General features: G+C 49.1%; 22 protein-coding genes and 1 tRNA gene. 12 read left to right on the forward strand and 11 right to left on the reverse strand.

The features are described 5' to 3' along the window. Positions 1-157: 157 nt before the first annotated feature. Positions 158-1906, forward strand: coding sequence for a DUF1565 domain-containing protein (locus A8707_RS22330; protein WP_068819395.1), 1749 nt, complete (start codon positions 158-160; stop codon positions 1904-1906). Positions 1907-2015: 109 nt separating this feature from the next. Continuing rightward, on the forward strand, positions 2016-2576 hold the full coding sequence (locus tag A8707_RS22335) for a phycobiliprotein lyase (RefSeq protein ID WP_068819396.1): 561 nt from the start codon (positions 2016-2018) through the stop codon (positions 2574-2576). A gap of 110 nt (positions 2577-2686) precedes the next feature. On the opposite strand, the gene A8707_RS22340 is transcribed toward A8707_RS22335, so the two are convergent. The 4 genes from A8707_RS22340 to A8707_RS22350 all read right to left on the reverse strand — a co-directional run bounded on the left by A8707_RS22340 (position 2687) and on the right by A8707_RS22350 (position 7613). Next, entirely contained in the window at positions 2687-3457 is a 771-nt protein-coding gene (locus tag A8707_RS22340) for a hypothetical protein (protein WP_068819397.1), read from the reverse strand. A 67-nt stretch (positions 3458-3524) separates the two neighbouring features. Next, complete coding sequence (locus tag A8707_RS22345; protein ID WP_068819398.1) at positions 3525-5792, reverse strand: DUF3769 domain-containing protein; 2268 nt, start codon at positions 5790-5792, stop codon at positions 3525-3527. A 101-nt stretch (positions 5793-5893) separates the two neighbouring features. Continuing rightward, the gene (locus tag A8707_RS27145; RefSeq protein WP_074382555.1) at positions 5894-6010 is read right to left on the reverse strand and encodes a photosystem II reaction center protein I; all 117 of its coding nucleotides are present in this window, start codon (positions 6008-6010) and stop codon (positions 5894-5896) included. Between the two features lie 106 nt (positions 6011-6116). After that, a complete protein-coding gene (locus A8707_RS22350) occupies positions 6117-7613 on the reverse strand; it encodes a hypothetical protein (RefSeq protein WP_068819399.1) in 1497 nt (498 codons plus the stop codon). Between the two features lie 120 nt (positions 7614-7733). On the opposite strand from A8707_RS22350, the gene A8707_RS22355 reads away from it, so the two are divergent. Next, positions 7734-10730, forward strand: a complete 2997-nt coding sequence (locus tag A8707_RS22355) for an alpha-mannosidase (protein WP_068819412.1) — start codon at positions 7734-7736, stop codon at positions 10728-10730. 31 nt (positions 10731-10761) lie between these two features. Here the strand turns inward: A8707_RS22355 and psbN are convergent, their stop codons facing one another. Next, entirely contained in the window at positions 10762-10893 is a 132-nt protein-coding gene (psbN, locus tag A8707_RS22360) for a photosystem II reaction center protein PsbN (protein ID WP_068819400.1), read from the reverse strand. Between the two features lie 84 nt (positions 10894-10977). Between psbN and psbH the strand changes: the two genes are divergently transcribed. The 4 genes from psbH to A8707_RS22375 all read left to right on the forward strand — a co-directional run bounded on the left by psbH (position 10978) and on the right by A8707_RS22375 (position 12531). Then, positions 10978-11181 carry a photosystem II reaction center phosphoprotein PsbH gene (gene psbH / locus A8707_RS27150; protein WP_074382556.1) on the forward strand — a complete coding sequence of 68 codons (204 nt, stop codon included), beginning with the start codon at positions 10978-10980 and terminating at the stop codon, positions 11179-11181. A gap of 149 nt (positions 11182-11330) precedes the next feature. Beyond that, the gene (locus tag A8707_RS22365) at positions 11331-11627 is read left to right on the forward strand and encodes a TatA/E family twin arginine-targeting protein translocase (protein WP_068819401.1); all 297 of its coding nucleotides are present in this window, start codon (positions 11331-11333) and stop codon (positions 11625-11627) included. Then, the gene (pth, locus tag A8707_RS22370) at positions 11620-12264 is read left to right on the forward strand and encodes an aminoacyl-tRNA hydrolase (protein WP_068819402.1); all 645 of its coding nucleotides are present in this window, start codon (positions 11620-11622) and stop codon (positions 12262-12264) included. The genes A8707_RS22365 and pth overlap by 8 nt, the downstream gene beginning before the upstream one ends. A gap of 6 nt (positions 12265-12270) precedes the next feature. Continuing rightward, positions 12271-12531, forward strand: a complete 261-nt coding sequence (locus tag A8707_RS22375) for a DUF3146 family protein (RefSeq protein WP_068819403.1) — start codon at positions 12271-12273, stop codon at positions 12529-12531. A gap of 8 nt (positions 12532-12539) precedes the next feature. Here the strand turns inward: A8707_RS22375 and ruvX are convergent, their stop codons facing one another. Both ruvX and A8707_RS22385 read right to left on the reverse strand, forming a co-directional pair. Then, on the reverse strand, positions 12540-12971 hold the full coding sequence (gene ruvX, locus A8707_RS22380) for a Holliday junction resolvase RuvX (protein WP_068819404.1): 432 nt from the start codon (positions 12969-12971) through the stop codon (positions 12540-12542). A gap of 51 nt (positions 12972-13022) precedes the next feature. Then, positions 13023-14426 carry a DUF3084 domain-containing protein gene (locus A8707_RS22385; protein WP_068819405.1) on the reverse strand — a complete coding sequence of 468 codons (1404 nt, stop codon included), beginning with the start codon at positions 14424-14426 and terminating at the stop codon, positions 13023-13025. A gap of 417 nt (positions 14427-14843) precedes the next feature. Here A8707_RS22385 and A8707_RS22390 point away from each other — a divergent pair, with 417 nt between their 5' ends. Next, positions 14844-15116, forward strand: coding sequence for a GlsB/YeaQ/YmgE family stress response membrane protein (locus tag A8707_RS22390; protein WP_068819406.1), 273 nt, complete (start codon positions 14844-14846; stop codon positions 15114-15116). 112 nt (positions 15117-15228) lie between these two features. On the opposite strand, the gene A8707_RS22395 is transcribed toward A8707_RS22390, so the two are convergent. Further along, entirely contained in the window at positions 15229-15501 is a 273-nt protein-coding gene (locus tag A8707_RS22395) for an RNA recognition motif domain-containing protein (RefSeq protein WP_068819413.1), read from the reverse strand. A 325-nt stretch (positions 15502-15826) separates the two neighbouring features. Between A8707_RS22395 and A8707_RS22400 the strand changes: the two genes are divergently transcribed. Together A8707_RS22400 and recF are read left to right on the forward strand one after the other, a co-directional pair. Then, complete coding sequence (locus A8707_RS22400) at positions 15827-17098, forward strand: valine--pyruvate transaminase (RefSeq protein ID WP_068819407.1); 1272 nt, start codon at positions 15827-15829, stop codon at positions 17096-17098. A gap of 190 nt (positions 17099-17288) precedes the next feature. Further along, complete coding sequence (gene recF, locus A8707_RS22405) at positions 17289-18458, forward strand: DNA replication/repair protein RecF (protein WP_068819408.1); 1170 nt, start codon at positions 17289-17291, stop codon at positions 18456-18458. A gap of 91 nt (positions 18459-18549) precedes the next feature. On the opposite strand, the gene A8707_RS22410 is transcribed toward recF, so the two are convergent. Next, positions 18550-18622 (reverse strand) — tRNA-Phe (locus A8707_RS22410). A 249-nt stretch (positions 18623-18871) separates the two neighbouring features. Between A8707_RS22410 and A8707_RS22415 the strand changes: the two genes are divergently transcribed. Further along, positions 18872-19840, forward strand: a complete 969-nt coding sequence (locus A8707_RS22415) for a vitamin K epoxide reductase family protein (protein ID WP_068819409.1) — start codon at positions 18872-18874, stop codon at positions 19838-19840. A 160-nt stretch (positions 19841-20000) separates the two neighbouring features. Here A8707_RS22415 and rnhA read toward each other — a convergent pair whose 3' ends face one another. Further along, entirely contained in the window at positions 20001-20777 is a 777-nt protein-coding gene (gene rnhA / locus A8707_RS22420; RefSeq protein ID WP_068819410.1) for a ribonuclease HI, read from the reverse strand. Positions 20778-21074: 297 nt separating this feature from the next. Between rnhA and A8707_RS22425 the strand changes: the two genes are divergently transcribed. Beyond that, on the forward strand, positions 21075-21506 hold the full coding sequence (locus A8707_RS22425) for a hypothetical protein (protein WP_068819411.1): 432 nt from the start codon (positions 21075-21077) through the stop codon (positions 21504-21506). A 71-nt stretch (positions 21507-21577) separates the two neighbouring features. Here A8707_RS22425 and A8707_RS22430 read toward each other — a convergent pair. Further along, the coding region (locus tag A8707_RS22430; protein WP_156518507.1) for a transposase at positions 21578-22153 on the reverse strand (576 nt) is incomplete at its 5' end.

Below are 22153 nucleotides of genomic sequence, written 5' to 3' on the forward strand. Positions count from 1 at the left end.
AGCTGTGAGTTGGTTTCCCGCTAGAATCGATCGTTCACTGTTCATCAGACCTCTTGAAAAAGTTCCTGCCCTCACCCTAAATCCCTCTCCCAATCGTGGGAGAGGGACTTTGAAATCTGGCTCCCCTTCTCCCAAGCTTGGGAGAAGGGGTTGGGGGATGGGGGCATCTTCGGACTTTTGCAAGAAGTTCATTGCCCTTTCGCTGCTGTGCGGATCTGCGGTGAGCGGGCAGACAGCCGCCTTTGCTCAAATGCCGCTGCAAGTTGCTCAACGGTCTGCAAGTCAGACCGCGCAGTATGGTTTGCTGTTTGTGAATCCGACGATCGGAGCCGATTCGGGCAATGGCAGTGAGCAGACACCGCTGAAAACGATCACTCAAGCGTTGCGTGTGGTGCAGCCCAACACCATCATCGTGCTGTCACCTGGAACCTATAGCGCCGAGACGGGAGAGACGTTTCCGCTGCAACTCAAGCCTGGAACGACGATTAAAGGAGAGCCTCGCGATCGCGGTCAAAACGTGATTATCAAAGGTAGTGGATTCTTTTTAAGCCGCAGTTTTGCTCGACAGAATGTAACGATCGTGGGTGCAAACCAAGCAGGGTTAACCGGAGTCACGGTGAGCAATCCCAATAGTCAAGGCTATGGGCTGTGGGTTGAATCGACCAGTCCCGTCGTCAGCGACAACACGTTTACGGCAAGTGGACACGATGGGGTATCGGTAGTGGGCAGCAGTGCGCCGATTCTTCGCAATAATTATTTTTATCAAAACGGGGCAAACGGCATCACGATCTACGGCACGTCTCGTCCAGAGCTGCAAGAGAATATTTTTGAGAAAACTGGGTTTGGCATCAATATTGCTCAGAATGCGGCTCCGCGAATTGTCGGCAATCGGATTACTCAAAATAAAGACGGCATCGTGGTGCAGGGAAAAGCACGCCCGATTCTTCGCAATAATGTGGTCGATGGCAACGATCGAGACGGCATGGTGGCGATCGCCGAATCTCGTCCCAATCTTGGCACGGCGACCGATCCAGGAAACAATACTTTTTTGGATAACGGTCAGTTTGATATCAACAGCAAAGCGAGTAGCCAAACCATTCCGACGTTTGGCAACCAAATTGTCTCGACCAAAACCAGCGGCAAACTAGACTTTTTAGGAACTGCCCTTGGGTCGGATAGTGCGATCGCGCCTCCGACTAGCGTTGCCTCTTCGATCGGAGTTGGGCAGCCATTTCCTCGTCTCCAATCACCCCGCATTTCGATTCCGGCTGCTGTCAACGCCTCAAACCGGAGTGGTATAAACTCTGCACCAGACACTCAGAAAACTCCCCTCTTTTCTAGACCTGCGGCGACCAGTGCTGCTCGTCTTCGCGCCACGAAGCCGATCGCGACCCAAATCCAGATTACGCCGCCAACTTCAAATCCTCAGCCTTCTTTGTTCAACCGCCAGTCATCCACAGCGGGAGCTATTGAGATTCCCGTCCCGCCGCCCGAATCTGGCTCGGTTGCCTCTGCTCCGACAATTCCACCTATCCTGTCATCGTCACCGATCGCGATGTCTAATTCTCAAGGAGTGCTACCTGTTCCAGCAGGGGATGCCCCGATCGGGAATGTCGGCACTATGCCTACGGTTCCGGTTTGGCAGACCGCGAGAAATTCTTCAGATAGCCCGCCTGCGTTGCCCAGCCGTCCCACTGCTTTGGGGTTGCGCTATCGCGTCGTGGTCGAAGCCATCAGCGATCGTGAGCAAGCGCGGGTGAAAGCGATCGTGCCAGGTGCCTTTATGGTGTCATCAAGAGGACGGGCTTTGGTGCAAGCTGGGGCATTTGGCGAGCAAGCAAAAGCCAACGAACTGTTGCAGATCCTCACGAGCCAAGGGTTAAAGGCATCGATCGAGCCGCTCTAAATTTCTGGGTGGCAGTCCCAAACGGCTGATCCACGATCGCTGCCACTTCCGATCGAATCCCTTAGAATTTAAGATGGTTATGTGAGCCGCTAAACAGGATCTTTGATTCATGGATATCGTCGAGTTTTTTCAGCAGAGCGCGGGCAAATGGTCTTCATTGCGGACTAGCCATAATTTGGCGGTTAAACAGCAAGAAGGGGGCAGATCAGATGTTGTGATTGAGATGCTTGATAAAACTGATCCTGACGTGGTTAAACTGTGCGAATTTTATAAGGTCGATCCATCTACAGCACTGTGTGGAACTCGTGTTACCTGGAACGGCACGATGGAATGGGACCAGGAAAAACACACCGGATCTACAGTGTTAGTGCCTCTAAGCAATGCTGAAAATCTTCACGAAGGTCAACTGCTGCGCGATACAGGGGATGCCGAAAAAGCGCCTTCGGGTCGTTATGTGATCAAGGGTGAAGAACTGACGCTCACCACTGAGTCTGAGACCCTGTATGCCAAGGAGCGGTTTTGGTTTGAAAGCCCGAATGTGCGCTTACGTCACAGCGTTCTCAAGCGGATGGGTGGGTTTAGCATGACTTCTTTCTGTTCTGATATCCGCATGGGGGTTGTCAAACCACCCGAAAAAGCGGCAGATGAAACGGCTACTACTTCTTCGTGAGGTATGGTTGCTTGGGCAAAGCATCTGGCGAACGTTGTGAAACGAGCGAAACCTCAGCCCGAATGACTCACCCTTACGACTTCGGAATCACGATCGTCTGCAAACGTTTCCTACAAAGACTCTTCTTCTCGACTCTCGGCAACCGCTTTTAATTTGCTGTGAAAGTCAGATATAGAGGGCGGCGGTGTAAATTGATGAATTGGCGGCTGAGACTCTTCAGACTCCACGATCGCGTCTATCAAACTCAATAACGCTTCAGCCTCTCCGAGAATCTGCTTTGTTGCAAAGTGCTCAAGCGATGCTTCGACGTTTGCAGGAATTCTTTCAACCCCTATTAAAGGGTCTGCTGGCTCTAAATTGTGCTCAGATTCATCAAGCTGAACTGGAGCAGACAGCCCTTCAATTCTCAATTCACTGATTGGCTCACTCCCGTCATCTCGCTGAATCTGCTCTGCTAAAGCCACCCATGCAGGAACTGGTTCCTCAGCATCCAGTGGTATTGAGATAGGATTGGCTTCTTTTGGCGTTGATTGATTGTCTAGCTCGACGGGTAAAACTTTGAGTGATCGCTGCCGCAAATCTCTGGGAAACTTGTTGCAAACTAGCCGTTCAAACTCATAGTTGAAGTGATAGCACGGCTGATTGCGCCGCTTCCAAAGCAGCAAAATTTGATCGACCGAAACGGCTTTATAGCGTCCTTGATAAAGCGCTTCGATGACGGCTGACCGAATCCAACTTGCCGAAAAGTCTTTTAGCCAGTGTTGAGTCAGATAGCTAACCGTGCGATCGCCCAAATCAAAACTATAGTGAGTCAGCAGATCGGCTGCATGGACGATCGCGCTTTTTTCGGGTTCTTGAAGACCTTTTGCCAGTTCCGTCATAACCGTGAGTCACTATAGCCACTCTAGGTGTCTGCTCTGAGTTTAGATTAGTTTTACCCAACACGCGCTACTCAGGCGGACGAATCACGCCACCCTGCACCGGAGTCACGCCACTTCCGTTAAAGGGTTCGTTTCCGCCCGTCCAGTTAAAGTCGCTGATTCGCAAGCTCACCGAGCCAAGCTGCTGAATCGGGTTGTAGCGAAAACCCACGCTATAGGTGCGGCGGCTGTATTCTAAAACATAATCGGTGCTGATTTCTCGACCTGTTTGCACGTTATAAACAGTCTGAAAGCCGATGCGAAATGGTCCGTAGAGTTGCTGAGTGATACCAGCAGAAAGGACGCGATCGTCCGCCACGCGATCGAACAAAAATGGCGATAACCCGTCTCGCACTACCTGCGTATAAGTGAGATTAAACGCAGTGTAGTCAAAAAATGAGCGAGAGAAGTGACCAAACTGTCCAAATAAAGAGACGCTGCCATTCACATTATTTTGGGTGTCACCATTGCTGTAAGATGTGCCGACCCCAGTTAACCCGACTGCCGCCGAAAGGTAAGGAACCACGGGGTTTGGGGAATATCGCAGCCCTTCGGTTGGGGTAGCGGGGGCAGGTGTGCCTTGCCACAGCAAAAATCCCCGGCTCAACGCTGCACTTGCTTGGAACCGACCGAGACTAATGCGATTGTTGCGTCGAATTGGTTCTAAAAGATCAGCTCGATCGGTGTCAGCATTCACATATTGATACCCTACCTGATAGCTGAGATTGATGCCCGTGTTGCCGAGCGCGATCGTCGGTGAGAAAAACAATACCCCAACACTGCTTTGGATATTTTGAAAGCCCAGAGAATTATTGAATAAGCGATCGCGATAACTCGCCTCTAAACTCAGCGTGTGCGTTCCAATTAACTGCTGCGCTCTGACACTTGCTCGCAGGTTGTTTTCAACTTTGCCGAGATCTAGACTGGTCAACACTCCGACCGCACGGATTTGAGTCCGCGGGGTAATTAGTGCCGACAATTTGCTTCTCAAACCAAAACTATCTGGAGCGAACGGGTTTCCGCCATTAGTAATCGCTCGCTGCAACAGAAATTGCGGAGTCAGCGTAAACTGAACCGGACCTTGAGGCAAGACCTCTAGTTCTCGCTCAACGAATAAACCGCCTCGATCGTCGGTATCGAATCCAAAATTGACCAGAGCGGGCTGTCGCTCGTTGCGATCGAAGATAACGCGATTCCGCAGCAGAGGGAGTGAAAATCTCTGGTCAAACACTAAGCGAGGACGCGTAGCGACCAGTTCGTCACGCAATGGTGAGAGGCGTGTCAGTTGCGCCTGTTCAGCTCTGACTTCCAGCTCTGGGGGCGAGAATGGATCGTTTGTGAGGCGAATGTTTTTGGCGCGCCAGCCTTCCGGGTAAAACTCAATCTGTTCGGCTTCAAACCGCACTCGTCTGACCTCACCGCCCACCCTCGGAATCACCGATGCCCCGGCTATGTTTCGCCGTGAACCGAATGTCACATTGACTCCGCCGGGGCTAGACACCTGTTGAGGCTGAACTGCTGTGACGCGATCTCCGACCGATCGTCCGGGCACCGTTCCGGCGGTGAGGTCTGTCGGCAAATTGGGGTTAAAGTCGTTGGCGGTGCTGGCTAGAAAGACTTCGCCTGACGCTCGCTCAACAATGCCCTCTTCTTGAATCAAGTTATAGCGGAACCGCTGACCGCGCAAAATCTGCTGCCCTCGCGTCAGCACCACATTGCCTTCAGCGACAGTGAGCCGATTGACTAGATTGACCTGAACGCGATCGCCTGTCAGCAGTGCCCCTCGAAATTTGAGTGAGACATTTCCTTCGGCTGTGAAGATTTGCCGCCGCGTGTCGTAGTCTTGACGATCTGCCTTTAGCTCTAAAATTCCCTCTCTCCCTAACTGTTCGACAGGGATGTTGACTGGAGGAACGGCATTAAGGGGAGCAGGCGGTGGGGTTGTCGGACTAACCGGAGGCTGGGAAATCTGGCTCGGTGGCAGTGGAGTTGATAGATTACTCGCAGGAATCTGAGCCGACTCGATCGGGGATAAATCTTTTGCTTCCTCAGAGCGCTGGGGTGCTAACTCAGAAGACAAATTCTCTAATCTGCTCAATGCAGCAGCTTCGCGCAAAACCTTTGGAGCGCTCAAATCTGCCAGCGTGACTGGGGAAACTTCAGGCGGGGCAGGCTTGATCGATTCCTGAGTAGACTTCGCAGAGATAGGAGTCGCTACGGTCGGCAACATGGGGGAAGCAAACTGGGAAGGACGATTGATGGATGGTGGTTCGGGTGGCAGAACCGGGAAAGGCATACGCTAAAGCTACTCGATCGAAACGCCTGACAAGCCCCGCACCAGGATTAAAGAGAGGACAGTGGTGGACTGCCCTCTGACCTTGCGGGAAAGGTTTGGAGTTATTCCAAATCTCTGCGCTTGGGGTTCCGGGAGGGGTCATTGGATAGAAATCCAAAAATAAATAACAGTGAGAAAAAGGCAACAACGATATAGACAACGATTTTAAGTGTCACCATGCTGATATCTCCAGAGTGATTAAAGGCGTGAAAAGTTCCGTTAGGGACGGGATCGTCTCTATATATTACCTAAAGAGGGGTGCAATTATTACGAAAAGGTGAAGGGTTAAGATCCGCGAGTCAGGAAGTTCCACAAGGCGGCTAATTTTCGCTCTAGCCAGACGATGCCTGTGTCGAGCCATTCTAGAAATTTTGTGAGCGGGGATTTGACGTAGCCGATCGGGGTGGCTTTAGTCTCAATCCAATCCGGTGGAGTCGATCGAATAGATTTCTGGCTGTCTTCTGTGAGAGTGCGATCGAGACTCACCTTCAAGCTCTGAGAAGATTTTCTCTGCTTCGTGAGCGGTTGAGGTTTAGTAGCTTGAGTAAGTCGGCTCTGGTTTGATCTTTGATGCGCGATCGATGACTTCGATCGAGGGCGCGATTTTTGCTGAGGGAGAGAACGCTTGAGCCAATTCTGCAACGAGTGTTCGATCGAGGCTTCTGGTTGAGGCGAGAGAGCGAGAGTTTCGCTGTTTCCTGACAGTCTATCTGCTTGAGCAGGTAGGTGAGCTAACGGTGTGAACGTCTTCTCAATGCGAATGTTTGCCGTTTTCCCTCGCAGGTGCGATCGAGTCTTTACGGCTTGGAGCTTTCCAGTGTTGCCAAACACTTCGTCAGACGTGAGCCAAAAATCTTCTGAGGTCGCAGTCTCATCGTTAACGCCCATCGATAATTGTTTTCGAGGACGATCGCCAAAGAAATATCGCATCGCAGCTCGAACCAACGATTCCATTTCTCTTAGCGACGGAAGTTGTTGAATCAAGCCTGAAAATTCAGCGGTGGTCGGAATGCGAGGAATTAGCCCAACCGGATTGAACGCAGATAGGGGCAGGTCTGTCGTAAACCAGTCTAGGGTTGGCTGAGTGACAAGTGCTGATTCTTGGAATAGATTGGCGGCGATCGCGATCGATCCGCTTTGCATCCAAGCCATGAGCTGCCGAAAGACTCGCACCGGGGGCAGCGATGTTAGGCGGTCTTCGAGCGGAAGCAAAAGGGTAGGATGGGCTTGAGCAATGTAGTGCCGCCGCCAATATCGCCAATAGTTTGCCACCTCCCAGATGATGCGCTGGCTGAGATGGTCTTGCTGCTCGATCGTCAAGACATCCATGATTTGATTGGCGATCGTCACTAAAACGAGCTTTCTGGTCGGAATCACAGAGGCAATGCCTTGAATCTTCGCCAGAGATGAAGCGGATATTTGAGCCAGCGACTGAACGGATTCGGGTGCCGCCAATTCTGCGCTAGCGAGTAGCCAGCTTTCTTGAGCGGCGGTCAACACTCGCTGAATCGGGGTGTCAACGGTTAGAAACTCAGAGGTCGGCGACGGGTCTGACATTTTGCTGAGATGGAGGCGCGATCGTCGCACGGTTTGTCCAATTCGCTGCCCGATCAGTCGAGTCGATTGCACCAGAACGTAGATTGGGTAAAGCAAAATTTGCGTCCCCCAAATGGTCGAGACCTTAAGATGGCGCACTGCCTTTTTGGTCTGGTCAGCTATTTTACGTGCCTGCTTCGAGACAAAATTAAAGAGATGGCTTTGAAAGCGACCAGATGAAGACATAGACTCAAAGGGGCGATTTGAACGTCTGTGTGGCGGTTTCAGACTTTGGGCTGTTTGTGAATCGTCGCTTAAAGTCTGTCCCTGTTAGTGTATTCTGTTCGCACCTCTAATGCTATCGCTATGACGGATTCGGCAACCTCTTTTGATCTAACTGCTGAAAGTTATCGTCACCAGATTTCTGGAGTCGTCGATCGGTTGCGCCAACTGACGCAGCGTGATGTGCAAACTGGCTGGCGATCGTCCTTCACCAATCCGTCTCAAAGTCTCGATTTGCAGCAACCGCTCTGTGAACTCAACGCCAAAAACCATATCGCCTGGTCAAAGGGACATGAGGCGATCTGGTTCTATCAACAATTTGTGTTGCCGGAGTCTCTTCAAGGGTATTCGGTAGAAGGGTTAACGCTGCGATTAGCGTTGACTTGGTGGGCGGAAGTTTCAGAGGTTTATGTCAATGAGCAACTGGTTCAAGAAGGGGATTTATTTGACCATTCAGCCAGAGTTATTCTCAGTCCGTCTGTGATTTTGGGTGAGATGGTTACGGTTGCGATTCGGTTGGTAAGTCCAGGACATGATGATGGAGCTTTAGTACGATCGTGCCTCATTTACGAGTCAAATTATGATGACATTGATCCGGGTTTTGTTGCCGATGAGCTAGCTGTCTTACAAAGTTATTTAGAATCATTTGAACCAGAAAGATTAGAGGGACTTTTAGAATTTCTTCAGATTATTAGTTGGGAATCTGTCAGCGATCGCGCTTGCTTTAATCAATCACTACATACCCTTCGATCTCAACTTCAACCGTTTAGTTCTAAGCTTAAACAACACGCAATTTATTTAGTCGGTCATGCTCATCTAGATATGGCGTGGCTCTGGACCGTTGGCGAAACTTGGAAAGCAGCAGAACGAACGTTTAATTCTGTCCTCAATCTGCAAAAAGACTTTCCTGAATTAACCTTTTGTCACTCGACTCCAGCGCTTTATAAATGGATGGAGCTAAACCGCCCTGCGCTGTTTGCTCAAATTCAACAACAGGTGCAGACGGGGCGATGGGAAATCATCGGCGGCATGTGGATTGAGCCAGAGTTAAATTTGATTAGTGGGGAGTCGATCGCGCGTCATCTTCTCTATGGGCAGCGCTATTGTCAAGAAAAGTTTGGTGACATTAATCGAGTCGCTTGGTTGCCCGATAGTTTTGGGTTTTGCTGGCAGTTACCGCAATTGCTTAAACAAGGCGGAATCGATTACTTTGTGACTCAAAAGTTGCGCTGGAATGACACAACAAAGTTCCCGCACGAGATTTTTGAGTGGCGATCGCCCGATGGTAGTCAGGTTTCTAGCGTCATGTCGGCTGCGATCGGAGAGGGCATCGATCCGATCAAAATGGCGACTTATGCGTGGGATTGGACTGCTAAAACGGGTCTGCTAAATGCTCTTTGGTTACCTGGTGTAGGCGATCACGGAGGCGGACCGACGCGAGATATGTTGGAGATTGCTCGACGCTGGCAAACGTCGCCTTTCTTTCCCAAGTTAGAGTTTACGAGCGTTGTGAAGTATTTAGACGAGTTCGTTGACCAGACATCTCCTGTTTGGAATGACGAACTTTATCTAGAATTTCATCGTGGCTGCTACACCACTCACGCTGATCAAAAACAACAGAATCGTGACTGTGAAAAGAAACTCTATCAAGCAGAATTATTTGCATCTCTAGCTACTTTAACGCTCGGTAATTTCTATCCAAAAGAATTGTTAGAAACTGCCTGGCAAAAAGCATTATTCAATCAATTTCATGACATTCTTCCAGGGTCTTCAATTACTCAAGTCTTTGTTGATGCAAATCAAGAATGGGAGGAGTGCGATCGTATCTGTTCAACCATTATTCATCAATCGTTAAACGAGATCGCCCATCAAATTAATTTACCTGAACCACCCTGCCCAGAAGCAAAAGCGATCGTAGTATTCAACCCGTATAATTGGGAGCGATCAAGTAATCTTGGTGGCTCAATCATGAACATCCCAGCGATCGGATATCGAGCTTTCTGGATCGTTCCCCATAGTGATGAGCTTGCAGATCAGGAGTTATGCTTGGAGTTAGAGAATCAATTTCTTAGAGTAGTAGTTGATTCTCAAACAGGTGACTTAACCAGTATTTTTGATAAAGTCAATCAGCGAGAAGTTCTAAGTGCAGCCGGGAATCAGCTTCAAGCTTTTCCAGATTCGGGTCAATATTGGGATGCTTGGAATATCGATCCAGACTATTCAAAACAGCCTCGATTGACTGTCGAGTTGGTGAAGATTGAAACGGGCGATCGTCAAATCTGCGTCATTCGCAAAATTGGAAAATCGACCTTCAAACAGACCTATTTACTTGAGCAAAACTCATTGATTCTAAAAGTTCAAAACGAGATCGATTGGCAAGAACGGCACGTTTTGGTAAAAGCTGCATTTCCGCTGACGATCTCGGCTGACTTTGCCACTTATGAGATGCCTTGCGGAGCGATCGAGCGAACGACCAAACCACAGAGCGATCGTCAAAAAGCCCAATGGGAAGTTCCCGCGCTTGGCTGGACAGATTTAAGCGATCGGTCTTATGGAGTGAGCATCCTCAGCGATTACAAACACGGCTATGACTGTCAGCCGAGTCAAATCCGTCTCACCTTATTGCGCGGATCTGAGTTTCCTGATCCAGAAGCCGATCTGGGCGCACACACTTTCAGCTATGCCATCTACCCTCACGCTGGAGATTGGCGATCGGCTCAAACCGTTCGCAAAAGCTGCGAGTTTAGTCAACCGCTGCAAGTGGTGCAAATTGAGCGTCCGAATCCTCAAGGCTCACTGCCGCCCGTCAAATCGTTTGTGGACTTGCAATCAGAAAATCTTATTTTGACGGCGTTTAAGCAATCTGAGGACAATCGTGAAAAATTTGTGTTGCGCTGCTATGAGTGTCACGGAGAAACCGCAGAACTGAACTTAGAGAATGATTTAGGACTCAAAATTGAACATTCTGTCGATTTATTAGAGCGTTTTCAGAAGGACGACCGTGATCCTCATTCAATCGAACCTTGGAAAATCAAAAGCTTCTCACTCTCACAAAATCCACGATCAGACATTGCAAGCTGAGAAGCCGTTGACAATGATTCATAGAGAATAATTAGTCTTCGTGATCTTCAAACGGGTCATCTAATTCCTTCGCCGGAGGACCAAACGCCGTATAAACCGCGTATCCAGTCAAGCCGACGATCGTCGCCAAGATTGAAATGTTAAGAGCTATTGCAGGTTCCATTTGAGTTTCTAAATGATGAGGTCGTTCCTTTATAATATTACGAAGTATTTACAACTTTTGTCGAGATTATCATTAAGGTGAGCAATGGCACAGCGGACGCGGTTAGGTGATGTTTTAAGACCTTTGAACTCTGAATACGGTAAAGTCGTCCCCGGCTGGGGCACAACCCCCGTAATGGCAGTGTTTATGGGGCTATTTTTGGTCTTCCTGCTGATCATTCTGCAAATCTACAACTCTTCTCTCATTTTGGATGGGTTCTCTGTAGATTGGAGAAGCTTAGGAAGCTAGTTTCAGCCCGTCAATGTTGATGAATGTATTCAACTTCCCGGCTCGTCCGGGATTTTTTTGACTGATTGGGAAGAATCTTGAACTCAAAATTCAAGATTCAAAACTCAAAACTCTCTACAATAGGTGAGAACATTGCGGGAGACAATCGCATGAACTTTTTTGGCATTGGTTTACCAGAAATGGTGGTGATCATGGTGGTTGCCCTACTGGTGTTTGGTCCGAAAAAGCTTCCAGAAATTGGGCGCAGTTTGGGAAAGGGAATTCGTAGTTTTCAGGATGCCTCAAAGGAGTTTGAATCAGAATTTAAGCGGGAAGCAGAACAAATCGCAAAGACTCCTAGCCAGCCGATGGAGGCAACTTTAGAGCCATCTCAGCCGACGCTTGCCCCAGCAGATGACGCGATCGCGCCTCCCCCTGAAGCCGTCGCTGCCGAGAAAGATGCCTAGACCGGACACGATCGAATCCATTCCCCCCAAGTTAATTATTCCTCAGCTAATCGTGGGGTTGGGCAATCCTGGCAGCAAATATGAGAAGACTCGTCACAACATTGGGTTTATGGCGATCGACCTTCTCGCGCGAGTCTGGCAAATTGCGCTGTCTGAAAATCGCAAGTTTCAAGGCATTGTCGGCGAAGGCACTTATTCAAGAAGCAAGATTCGCCTGCTGAAGCCGTTGACCTTCATGAACCATTCGGGTCAGTCGATTCGGGCGGTGGTGGATTGGTATAAGCTATCGCCCGAATCGGTTCTCGTGGTCTATGACGACATGGATTTGCCGATGGGAAAAATTCGCATCCGATTATCCGGGTCGGCAGGTGGACAGAATGGCATGAAGTCAGCGATCGCCCATCTTGGTACGCAAAACTTCCCTCGGTTGAGAATCGGCATCGGCAGTCCAAAATCACTGCCTGGAGACAAAGACGGCGCTTCTCATGTGTTGGGCACCTTCTCGGCTGCTGAGGCAAAACTGATTCCAGACGTTCTCGATTTGACCGTGGGCGCGATCGAACTCAGTCTCAAACAAGGGGTTGAAAAATCGATGAGTCTCTACAACAATCGTAGTGTTGAGCAACCGACCGTCTGAATCACTGTGTCAAAACTCCTTCCCGAAACCACTGCCCATGTTCGCATTACTCGTCAGTCCTGGCAGCAGGGCAGCATTGAGGGCGAAGTGAGAGCCAATCAATTTGAATGGAGTTTTTACTGGCACTTCCGTCAAGGAGAACTGTGCGTCGAGCCTTCTCTGGGTCGAGCGTTAATTAAAGAGCCACTCGGAAGATTTTTAGAGCAAAAAGATTATCAATTAGAACCCGGTGGAGACTATTCGTTTACGATTCGAGCCGAGCTTTGATCGGTGTTTTAACTGGTCAATCGCTCTAGATATCGCTCGATCAGCAAAATTGCGACAATATCGTCGATTGGGCGTGGCGGTGTTCTCATCCCTTGTGGAATGATGCGATTTAAACCTTTGGGTGGATACATTTGCCAGTAGCGATCGCGTGCCTCTAGGCTGCTGTGTCGCTCGTCTACCGTGATTACTCGCAGTGGGTCAGACAACTGTTTTTCGAGCGTTTGCTTCCACGACTTAGACGCGGTTTGATCACCGATCACCAGCAGAGACACTGGAAACTGCTGACGTAGCGTTTGGATCGTGGCGATCGTGGCATCTGCTGTCACAACTTGGTGATAATACAACCGACGATCGACTCCCATCACCGCCAACCCGCACTTCTGACTCCCCGGATCAAAACCCAAAATCACAGGTTGATCAAGAAGGGTAGCTGCAATCATCTGTCTCGTCTCCGGTGTATCTCATTTGCTTACCCTATCATTTTTGATCCTTCAAGAAGTTCTCAACACCACTTGTCCATTCTGCACGGCGACCAGCTCAATTTTAAGCGGTCCGACGGTGTAGGTGACTTCTGAAGCCACCACCCGCACCTCAACCGAAGTCTGAAACTGCCGCAATTTTTCAGCAAAACCCGTCCACGACTGGAGCGACTGCACTCCATCAATCTGCACCGCGTTCGAGAGCACTCCGGCGCGACGGGCACGAAATCTAGATGCATCGATTAACTGACTGATGCTTTGATTTAGCTCGTTGCCAGATAGCTTTGCAGGCTCGATCGACTTCGCCGCAATCACATCACCTGCGAGAAACAACACCTGATTTCGCACTGCATCGGCAAAGATGGCGATCGGAGTTCTCTCGCCTTTGACATAATTTGCGGCAGAGAGAATTCGTACCACATAGTCTTGACCATCCGCAATTTGATCCGTCAGTTGTTTGACTTCAGGAGTGGTGATCTGCACAATTTGATCCGTCACTTTTGCTCCAACAGGCTGAACTTTTTGAAGCGCAACCCGATTTGCCTCTCGCAAAAGTTGATCAACTGCCTGACTCGCAACTTGTGGATTGACCACGCGCACGACCGCAGACGCGAGCACCTGATTGCGCTCGATGCCCAAAATTCCCAATCGAATCTGTCGCGCTTCTTCATCCGATCGCTGCACTTCTTGGGCTAAAAACGCTTGCTGAGTTTCCAATTCTTTGAGTCGCTGTTCTCGCTGAGCAATCACCGTGTCGCGGCTGGCAATGTCGAGATCGCGCTGCTCAATTAACTGATTGCGTTTTGCGATTTCTGCATCTCGTTGAGCGATTTGCGCCTGCACCCGACTGCGTTCGGCGACTAAAACCTGACGCTCTGATTGCAGTTTATTAATCTCCGATCGCAGACTCGTAGCTTGCTGAGAAACCGTGCCTAGCTGACTGCGAACGCGATCGCGCTGAGTTTCTGTCAATCTCAGTTGAGCAGCGGTTTTGGCTTGTCGATCAGTTGCTTGCTTAAGATATTGATTGATGCGACTCAGTTGTGCTTCAACTCTGGCTTGTTCTGATTTGGTTTTGCTAAGTTCTGTCTCAACCTGACCTTTTTGCTCAGTCGTAGTTTTCAACTCTTGACTTGTTTTGTTGAGAGATTCTCGAATTCCTGAAATCTTTTTTTGAAGCTGTCCTAGCTGGAAGATGCCAATTCTAAGCTGTTCGCTGGTTGCTAGCAAGATGCCCAGTGTGGTCGCCGAAATCAGCGTTCCGGTGAGAATGGTGACTAAAACAGCCGTGCGACGCGGACGCATATTGAATAGACTGAGGCGGGCTTTGCCCACGCGAGTGCCAATGCGATCGCCAACCGTCGCAATCACGCCCCCTAGAATTAACACTGCCAAAATCAAGATGTACCCAGACATCGACTCTCCAAAACACCTCAGTTTTGAGGGTTGGGCAACTCAGCTATTGCCGTCAACCTCAACCGGCAACAAAATCGTTGCGGTTTAGACTCAGCCTATATTATGCACGTTGGGCTGTGGCATGAGGAAAATTTGGAAAGAGGAAAGCTGGGGTCATCGTAGACCTTAAGAAGATGTCTAAAAAGTAGTCATTTCATCAGGTGCAAAAGAAACTTCTAAGCCGTCTTTTAAGCATCGAAAACCGCTCTGGCATAGGAATTCTAGCGATCGTTTCTTTGGTTAAGTGAATGGTTAAAGTCAAATCAGAGTAGTCTATTCCAAATGATATTTTGAGTTATCTCCTTTGACAGATAGGCTTAATTTGCCCTCATTGATATTGTTGGTTTGTGGGCAGAAACTTTTTAGGAGAAATTAAAGATGAACATTATCGCTTGGGTGATTTTGGGACTAATTGCAGGTGCGATTGCGAAAGCTATCTACCCTGGTGATCAGGGTGGTGGCATTCTTGGAACAATCGTTCTAGGAATCATTGGTGCATTTGTGGGAGGTAGCTTGTTCAGCCTTTTGAACACCGGAAATCTGGCGATCGGCTCTGCTGCTAGTTTGAGCATTCCTGGAGTCTTTGTTGCCGTCTTAGGTGCAATCATTGCTATCTTCTTGTGGGGTCTATTTACCCGTCGTGCCGCTTAGTGATTGCTTTGCTAACGCTGAATTAGAAACCCTATATTGGTGGATAAACAACAAAGGTTCTTGCTGAGAGATAATGGCTCTAGCAAGAACCTTTCACTATTAGCGGATAGTTTTAGCCTCGCCCCATTCCTCCACGACTATCTCCTTTGGGTTTTGCCTTGTTGACACGCAGTTGTCGCCCCATCCATTCGGCTCCGTCTAGATCGACGATCGCGGCATCTTCTTGAGCATCTTCGGTCATTTCGACAAAGGCAAAGCCTCTCATTCGTCCTGTCTCGCGATCAGTGGGTAAAACAACGCGCTTGACGGTGCCATATTCAGCAAACACAGATTGCAAGTCATCCACAGTGGCTTGATAAGACAAGTTTCCAACATAGAGTGTCATGGGATTGATCATCCGAACGTAGAGCAAAGAGCGGAGATTTGGGGCTGCAAAAGAACCCATACATATACTGGTCACATCGTAAAAGTATTTTTTGTTCTAAGAGAACATCTGAGATACAAACTGGTATTTTTTCTCTATAAATTGGATTGTTTGCTCATTAAGAAAACTCTATCGTTCAGTTAGGTTGAATAGGTTGAGTCTGGTCTCAGATATTAAATTTGACGATCGAAACGCTCTTCTAGAGATGAAGATGGTTTGAGGCAACTGGCGATCGACGTTGGCTATCAGTTAGCATCAGAGCGCTGTTTCAACATGAGTCGCCGTTATGAATCCTGTCCTCAGTCAACTTGGGGTTGAGATGTCTCGCCTGTCTGGAGTGCGGGCGATCATGAAAGACATTATCGAGACGCTGAGGGCAGGTGGCGATCGAGCGTTTATTAATTTAAGTGCCGGAAACCCGGTTATTTTGCCAGAGGTCGAACAACTCTGGCGCGACTGCACTGCCGATCTGCTGGCGAGTTCTGATTACGGGGATGTCGTCTGCCGATATGGGGCGAGTCAGGGATATCAACCGCTGATTGATGCAGTCGTCAAAGATTTCAACCAGCGCTATGGGTTAAGCCTGACCGAGCGAAATATCTTGATTACTCCGGGTAGTCAAAGTCTCTATTTCTATGCTGCCAATGCGTTTGGGGGATATGCAGCCAGTGGAGAACTTCGGCAGATTGTGCTGCCTCTTAGCCCAGACTATACGGGTTATGGCGGAGTGACGCTGACTCCAGAAGCTTTGGTTGCTTATAAACCAGAATTGGAGATTGACCGATCGGCTCATCGCTTTAAATATCGTCCTGATTTCACTCAGCTACAGATTACTGAAAATACGGGCTGCGTGATTTTTTCGCGCCCTTGCAATCCGACTGGAAACGTTTTGAGTAATGACGAAGTGAGTAAAATTACAACACTGGCGGCAGTTCACGATGTGCCTGTGTTGATTGATTCTGCTTATGCCCCTCCGTTTCCGGCACTCAATTTTACGGAGATGACTCCTCAGTTTGGGGGCAACGTGCTGCACTGCATGAGTCTGTCAAAAGCCGGATTGCCTGGAGAACGGATCGGCATTGCGATCGGAGATGAGTCGCTTGTTCATGTTCTCGAATGTTTTCAAACAAATATGTGCATTCACTCGCCCCGATATGGACAAGCGATCGCGGCTCGTGCGATCGCGTCGGGTCGGTTAGCAGAGATTTCTGAAACGGTGATTCGTCCGTTTTATCAAGCAAAAATCGCGATCGTGGAGGCGACGCTCGATCGTGCTATGCCGCAAGAACTCCCCTGGTTCCTGCATCGGGGCGAAGGTGCCATCTTTGCATGGCTGTGGCTGCAAGATTTGCCGATCACCGACTGGGAGTTTTATCAAAAGCTTAAAGATGTCGGCGTAATTGTGGTTCCGGGCGGCACCTTTTTCCCAGGGCTGCGAGAAGAGTGGACGCACAAACACCAGTGTCTGCGGATTAGTTTGACGGGCAGCGATCGCGATCTTGAAACCGCGATGCAGCGATTGGCAGACGTTGCAGAAGAGGTTTATCGATCTCGTTAAACGATGAACGCAATAGAGTGATAAATTTTACCCGTGCCGTAGAGACGTTTCGGTGGAACGTCTCATCGATCGCACCATGACCCACAATCTATCGCATTCAAGAATTGAATTGGTATCAGATATCCTTTTACACCAAGGCTTATAGTAAATAGATCGCTTACAGACATTCCGAAACGCCCTGTCCGTCACTATGTATCTCAAGACGCTGCACCTCCGCAACTTTCGCAACTACCCCGATCAAAAAGTGGAGTTTTCGGCAGCCAAAACGATTTTGGTCGGCAACAACGCTCAGGGCAAATCAAACTTGCTCGAAGCGGTCGAGTTGATGTCGTCATTGAAATCGCACCGCACCTCTCGCGATCGTGACTTGATTCTCGACGGAGAAGCGATCGCCCAAATTACAGGGCATTTGCGAAAAGAGATGGGCGAAGTCGATCTGTCAATGACGCTTCGCCAAAATGGTCGTCGCAGCGTTGGCTTAAATGGGCTAAATCTGCGCCGTCAGCTAGACTTTCTCGGCACGCTCAACATGGTGCAATTCTCTAGTCTCGACTTAGATTTAGTGCGCGGTGGACCTGAGCAGCGTCGTCATTGGCTCGATTCTCTGCTGGTGCAGCTTGAGCCGATTTACGCTTACGTGCTTCAGCAATACAATCAAATTCTTCGTCAGCGTAATGCACTTTTAAAAGGCGTTCAAAAATCAGATTTGAGTCGTCAAAATCTGTTCAGCAGTCCAGAATCCATGAGTGAATCTGAGTCGTCAAGCCCATCAGAACTGGCGCTGTGGGATGCCCAACTCGCGATCGCGGGATCTCGTGTAATCCGTCGTCGTGCCAGAGTGTTGCAGCGTCTCGTCCCCTTTGCTCAATCGTGGCATCAGGCGATTAGCGGCAGCACTGAGGCGTTAGAGATTCGCTATGCGCCGAATGTAGAACTCGTGGATGATAATCCTGAAGCGTTGCAGAAAGCGTTTTTGGACAAGATTCAGCAGCGGGCGATCGTCGAGCGACATCAAGGAACCACGATCGTCGGACCGCATCGTGATGAAGTCGAATTCACCATCAACAATACGCCCGCTCGTCAATATGGCTCTCAGGGACAGCAGCGCACATTAGTCCTTGCTCTCAAACTTGCCGAACTCAAACTGATTGAAGAGGTCATTGGTGAATCACCTCTATTGCTTTTAGATGATGTGTTAGCAGAACTCGATCTGAGTCGGCAAAATCAACTGTTGGATGCCATTCAAGATCGCTTTCAAACATTGATTACGACGACTCACTTAGGCTCTTTTGATGCTCAATGGATTAACTCGTCACAAATTCTAGAAGTCAAAGCCGGACAGCTAGTAAGAATGGTCTAAAACTCGCAATAATGTTCCAGTCAACATACTGGAGATCACTAGGACGAAATGCGGCGTACCATCTCTTTTTGTCAATGCGGTTGATGATGAATGCCAGGAACGAGACTTGAACTCGTGACACGAGGATTTTCAGTCCTCTGCTCTACCAACTGAGCTATCCCGGCAGAATTAGCTGCGTTTAGCGCTTAACTAAAGTAGCAAAAACAAACGCAGTTTGCAAGTGGTTTGAAAAAGCCGTCGTAAAATAACCCAGACTTTGGGAGTCTTCTTTGATTAAAGCTGAAGCAAGCAGCATTGATAACTCTGTTAATTTAATCATCTAACTGGAGATGGATCGGTCAAAATGGAGAGGTGCCATTTACACTGGTTACAGATCACCGCTAGATTTTAGAGCTACTTTAGCTAAAACGCTTATGCGCCGACGTTCTACCCCCTGGATTCATCGCTGGTCACGCCCGCTCATTGGGTCGATCGCCATCCTGGGAGCCATCAATACGGGCTATCTCACGATCAGCAAATTTTTAGACAGCAGCCCGGTTTGCACAAGCAACTGTGAATCGGTGCTCAATAGTCCTTATGCCAAAGTTCTAGGACTGCCACTGTCACTGTTTGGGTTTTTGGCTTACGTGAGCATGGCGACGTTTGCACTAGCTCCATTGGCAGTGAACGCTGAAAAGAAGCGATCGCTGCGAACCAGTTTAGAAAATTCAACCTGGCTGCTGTTGTTTGCTGGCTCGACTGCCATGCTGCTGTTTAGCGGCTATTTGATGTATGTCTTGGCGTTTGACATTAAGGTGGTTTGCTACTACTGCATTGCATCTGCCACGTTTGCCACTGCGATGTTTGTTTTGACGCTGATCGGTCGCACTTGGGATGATGTGGGGCAACTCTTCTTTACAGGGATTGTAGTGGCGGCGGTGACGCTGGTTGGCACTCTGGGCATCTATGCACCGACCAATTCTGCCAATGCCGATGCTGGGGCTACTTATAGTCTGGGTCCGGCATCGGGTCAAGCTTATTTCACGATTACCGATACGTCTGGACCTGCTGAGATCGAGCTTGCCCGTCATCTCAAAAATATTGGGGCGAAGATGTATAGCGCTTACTGGTGCCCTCACTGCTATGAGCAGAAGAAGGTGTTTGGAGTGCAAGCCTTAGGGGACGTTCCTTCGGTTGAATGCGCACCTGAAGGTAAGAATCCGCAAACGGCTTTGTGTCAGGATGTCGCGGCTAAGGTTGAAAAAGAGCTAGGTCAGAAGTTTGGCTTTCCAACCTGGGAGGTCAACGGCAAGTTTTATTCAGGTCAAAAGCCGTTAGATGAGCTGGCAAAAATTTCTGGATATCAAGGTCCAACGAATTTCAAGAATAGCTTCTCACAATAATCTAATTAGGCAGTCTCTTCAGATCCCCAGCTTCTTCGAGAAGTCGGGGATTTTTGCTCTTGGGGAATTGCAGTCTGCTGGAGTGTGCAGCGACCGAGTGGGTTTTGGCTCTGCTCAACTTACTTGATCGGACATCTTGTCTTCACGCAGGTTCCTTACTTCAATCGACTCTTTCTAACTGCCACAAAATTTGATTGCCTTCTCTTCGCACTCGTGAGACGACCCAGTTGCGCCACACCCAATTATCACCGCGGCTGGTGACAGCACTGGCGTTGACATCCATCAAGTCGGCGAGTTCAGAACTGGTGATTAAATAAGTTCTGCTGGCAATCTCATCGGCTATTTGCAGCGTTTCTACCAGGTTTCGCAGACTTTCGACGCGACCTTCGCGAGGCAACTCGTCTAAATCAACGGGCGTGGGCAGTAATACATCCGTCATGGCAACCTCAGGCTCGTAGGTTTGGTCGGTAACTATTTTTAATGAGGGAATTTTGCCGAGAGAAAAGGCGCGCGCGATCGTGTCACAGCGTTCGTTGCCGATATCCCCGGTGTGCCCTCGCACATAGCGCCACTCGACTTGGTTTGAGTTGAGTTGGTCGAGAATCTCCCACAAGTCTTGATTGAGAACAGATTTGCCCGTCGAGGTTTTCCAGCCTTTTTGCTTCCAGCCTTTGATCCATTTAGTGATGCCGTTTTTGACATATTCGCTGTCAGTATAGAGGGCAACCGAACCTTTCTGATTTGATTCTTGCAGAAACTTAAGCGCATCGATCGCTGCCTGCATTTCCATCCGGTTATTGGTGGTTTGTGGGTCGGCTCCTCCGATTTCGTGCACAGACCCATTGGCAAAATGAACGACGGTGCCCCACCCACCCGGACCGGGATTGCCAGAGCACGCACCATCGGTGTAGATTTTTTCGATCGATTGAGAACCCATAACTCGCCAATAAAACACCCAACTAGATTACTGCATTCGTCGCTTTGATTGATCGCAGGGAGCGATCGATGCGGATTTGAATCGAGATCGTGGCATCGAGTTCACATATAAATCTCTAAAAAGCGCAAAAGACTGTAAATCCGGATTTTAACCTACTGACTAAAGAGAGATTTTTAGCCCACCAATAGTGTAAGTAGAGAATAACTTCTGATGAGAGAACCTCCGTCTAGGGAGCGATTTGGTCGGTGTGTCAGATGAAGTAAAACGTAGAGTAACCGTTAATGGAAATTGTATTCTATGAAACTGAACTATTTTGCGAAACTGCTTTCTATGGCTGGACGTTGGCTTGCAACTGCTCTACTTTTTGTATCTGCGATCGCTGGGCACGGGGCGTTTTTCTCAGCCTCTTCAGCAATGGCAGCTCCGACTTTAATTGCAGCAGACGCAGGCGACCAAGTCAAAGACAAGACTCGCGAAAGTGCCGGACGCGCCAAAGGCTTTATCCAAGATACGGCAGATAAAGTTGAGCAAACTGCAAACAAAAACGCCGATCGTGTTGAGAAAGCAGCGGGTGGCAAAGGCAGTTTTGCTGAGAGTAAAGCTAAGAGAGATGCTGCTCGAATTCGTAAAAGAGCCGAGGAAGATGCATCACGAACCCAGAAAGCCGTAGATAAAACAAAGAACGCGGTTGAAAGCACCGTTGATAAGGTCAAAGATGCCCTGAACTAAAGAATAGTGTCTTGCCAAGAGTCTGTAGGAACATTAAATGTAGTGTTCCTACAGCAATACTTCGGACAGTTTTAGGCGGCGATAGTGCCGTAATCGCAAAGGGTTGAGTAGTTGGGATGGGATTTAATCAAGCTTGGCTCCAAGTCTAAGGTGGCAATAAATCGTTCAAGTAGGTGTTGATTGAGGGCACGACGCTTAACGCTTGCCATTGAGAATACAAATGGGTCTTGACCGGTGTGCTGGGGATGCGCGTCGAACTTCGCTAGATTGAGGGCGGTAAAACTGGCATTGAAATGAAAGTCCAACTTCAAGAGGTCACGGGCTTGACAATCACTCAGACCCGTAAACTGCTTGGCATCGCGGAAGAGAAATTCAATCCCGAAGCGCAATTTATAGAACTGAATAATCTGCTTGGGGGCTTGCTCAACATCGGTACTGAACAGCAGGCAGGTGCGGACTCGGTTCGGAACGCGACGGTCAACTAGGTAGGCGACTCGAATCTCCCGCTTCAAGGAGACGTGCCACAATCGGGCAGTGTAGAGGTCAACCTGGGGTTGCACGGTTTCCACAAAGGTGAAGTGACTGAGGTCTGTCAGGTCAACTTTGCCGTCGTACTTGCGCGGTCTGCCTCGTTGCTTCTGCACCCC

It is taken from the genome of Phormidesmis priestleyi BC1401 (assembly GCF_001650195.1).
GTDB classification, from domain to species: domain Bacteria; phylum Cyanobacteriota; class Cyanobacteriia; order Leptolyngbyales; family Leptolyngbyaceae; genus Phormidesmis_A; species Phormidesmis_A priestleyi_B.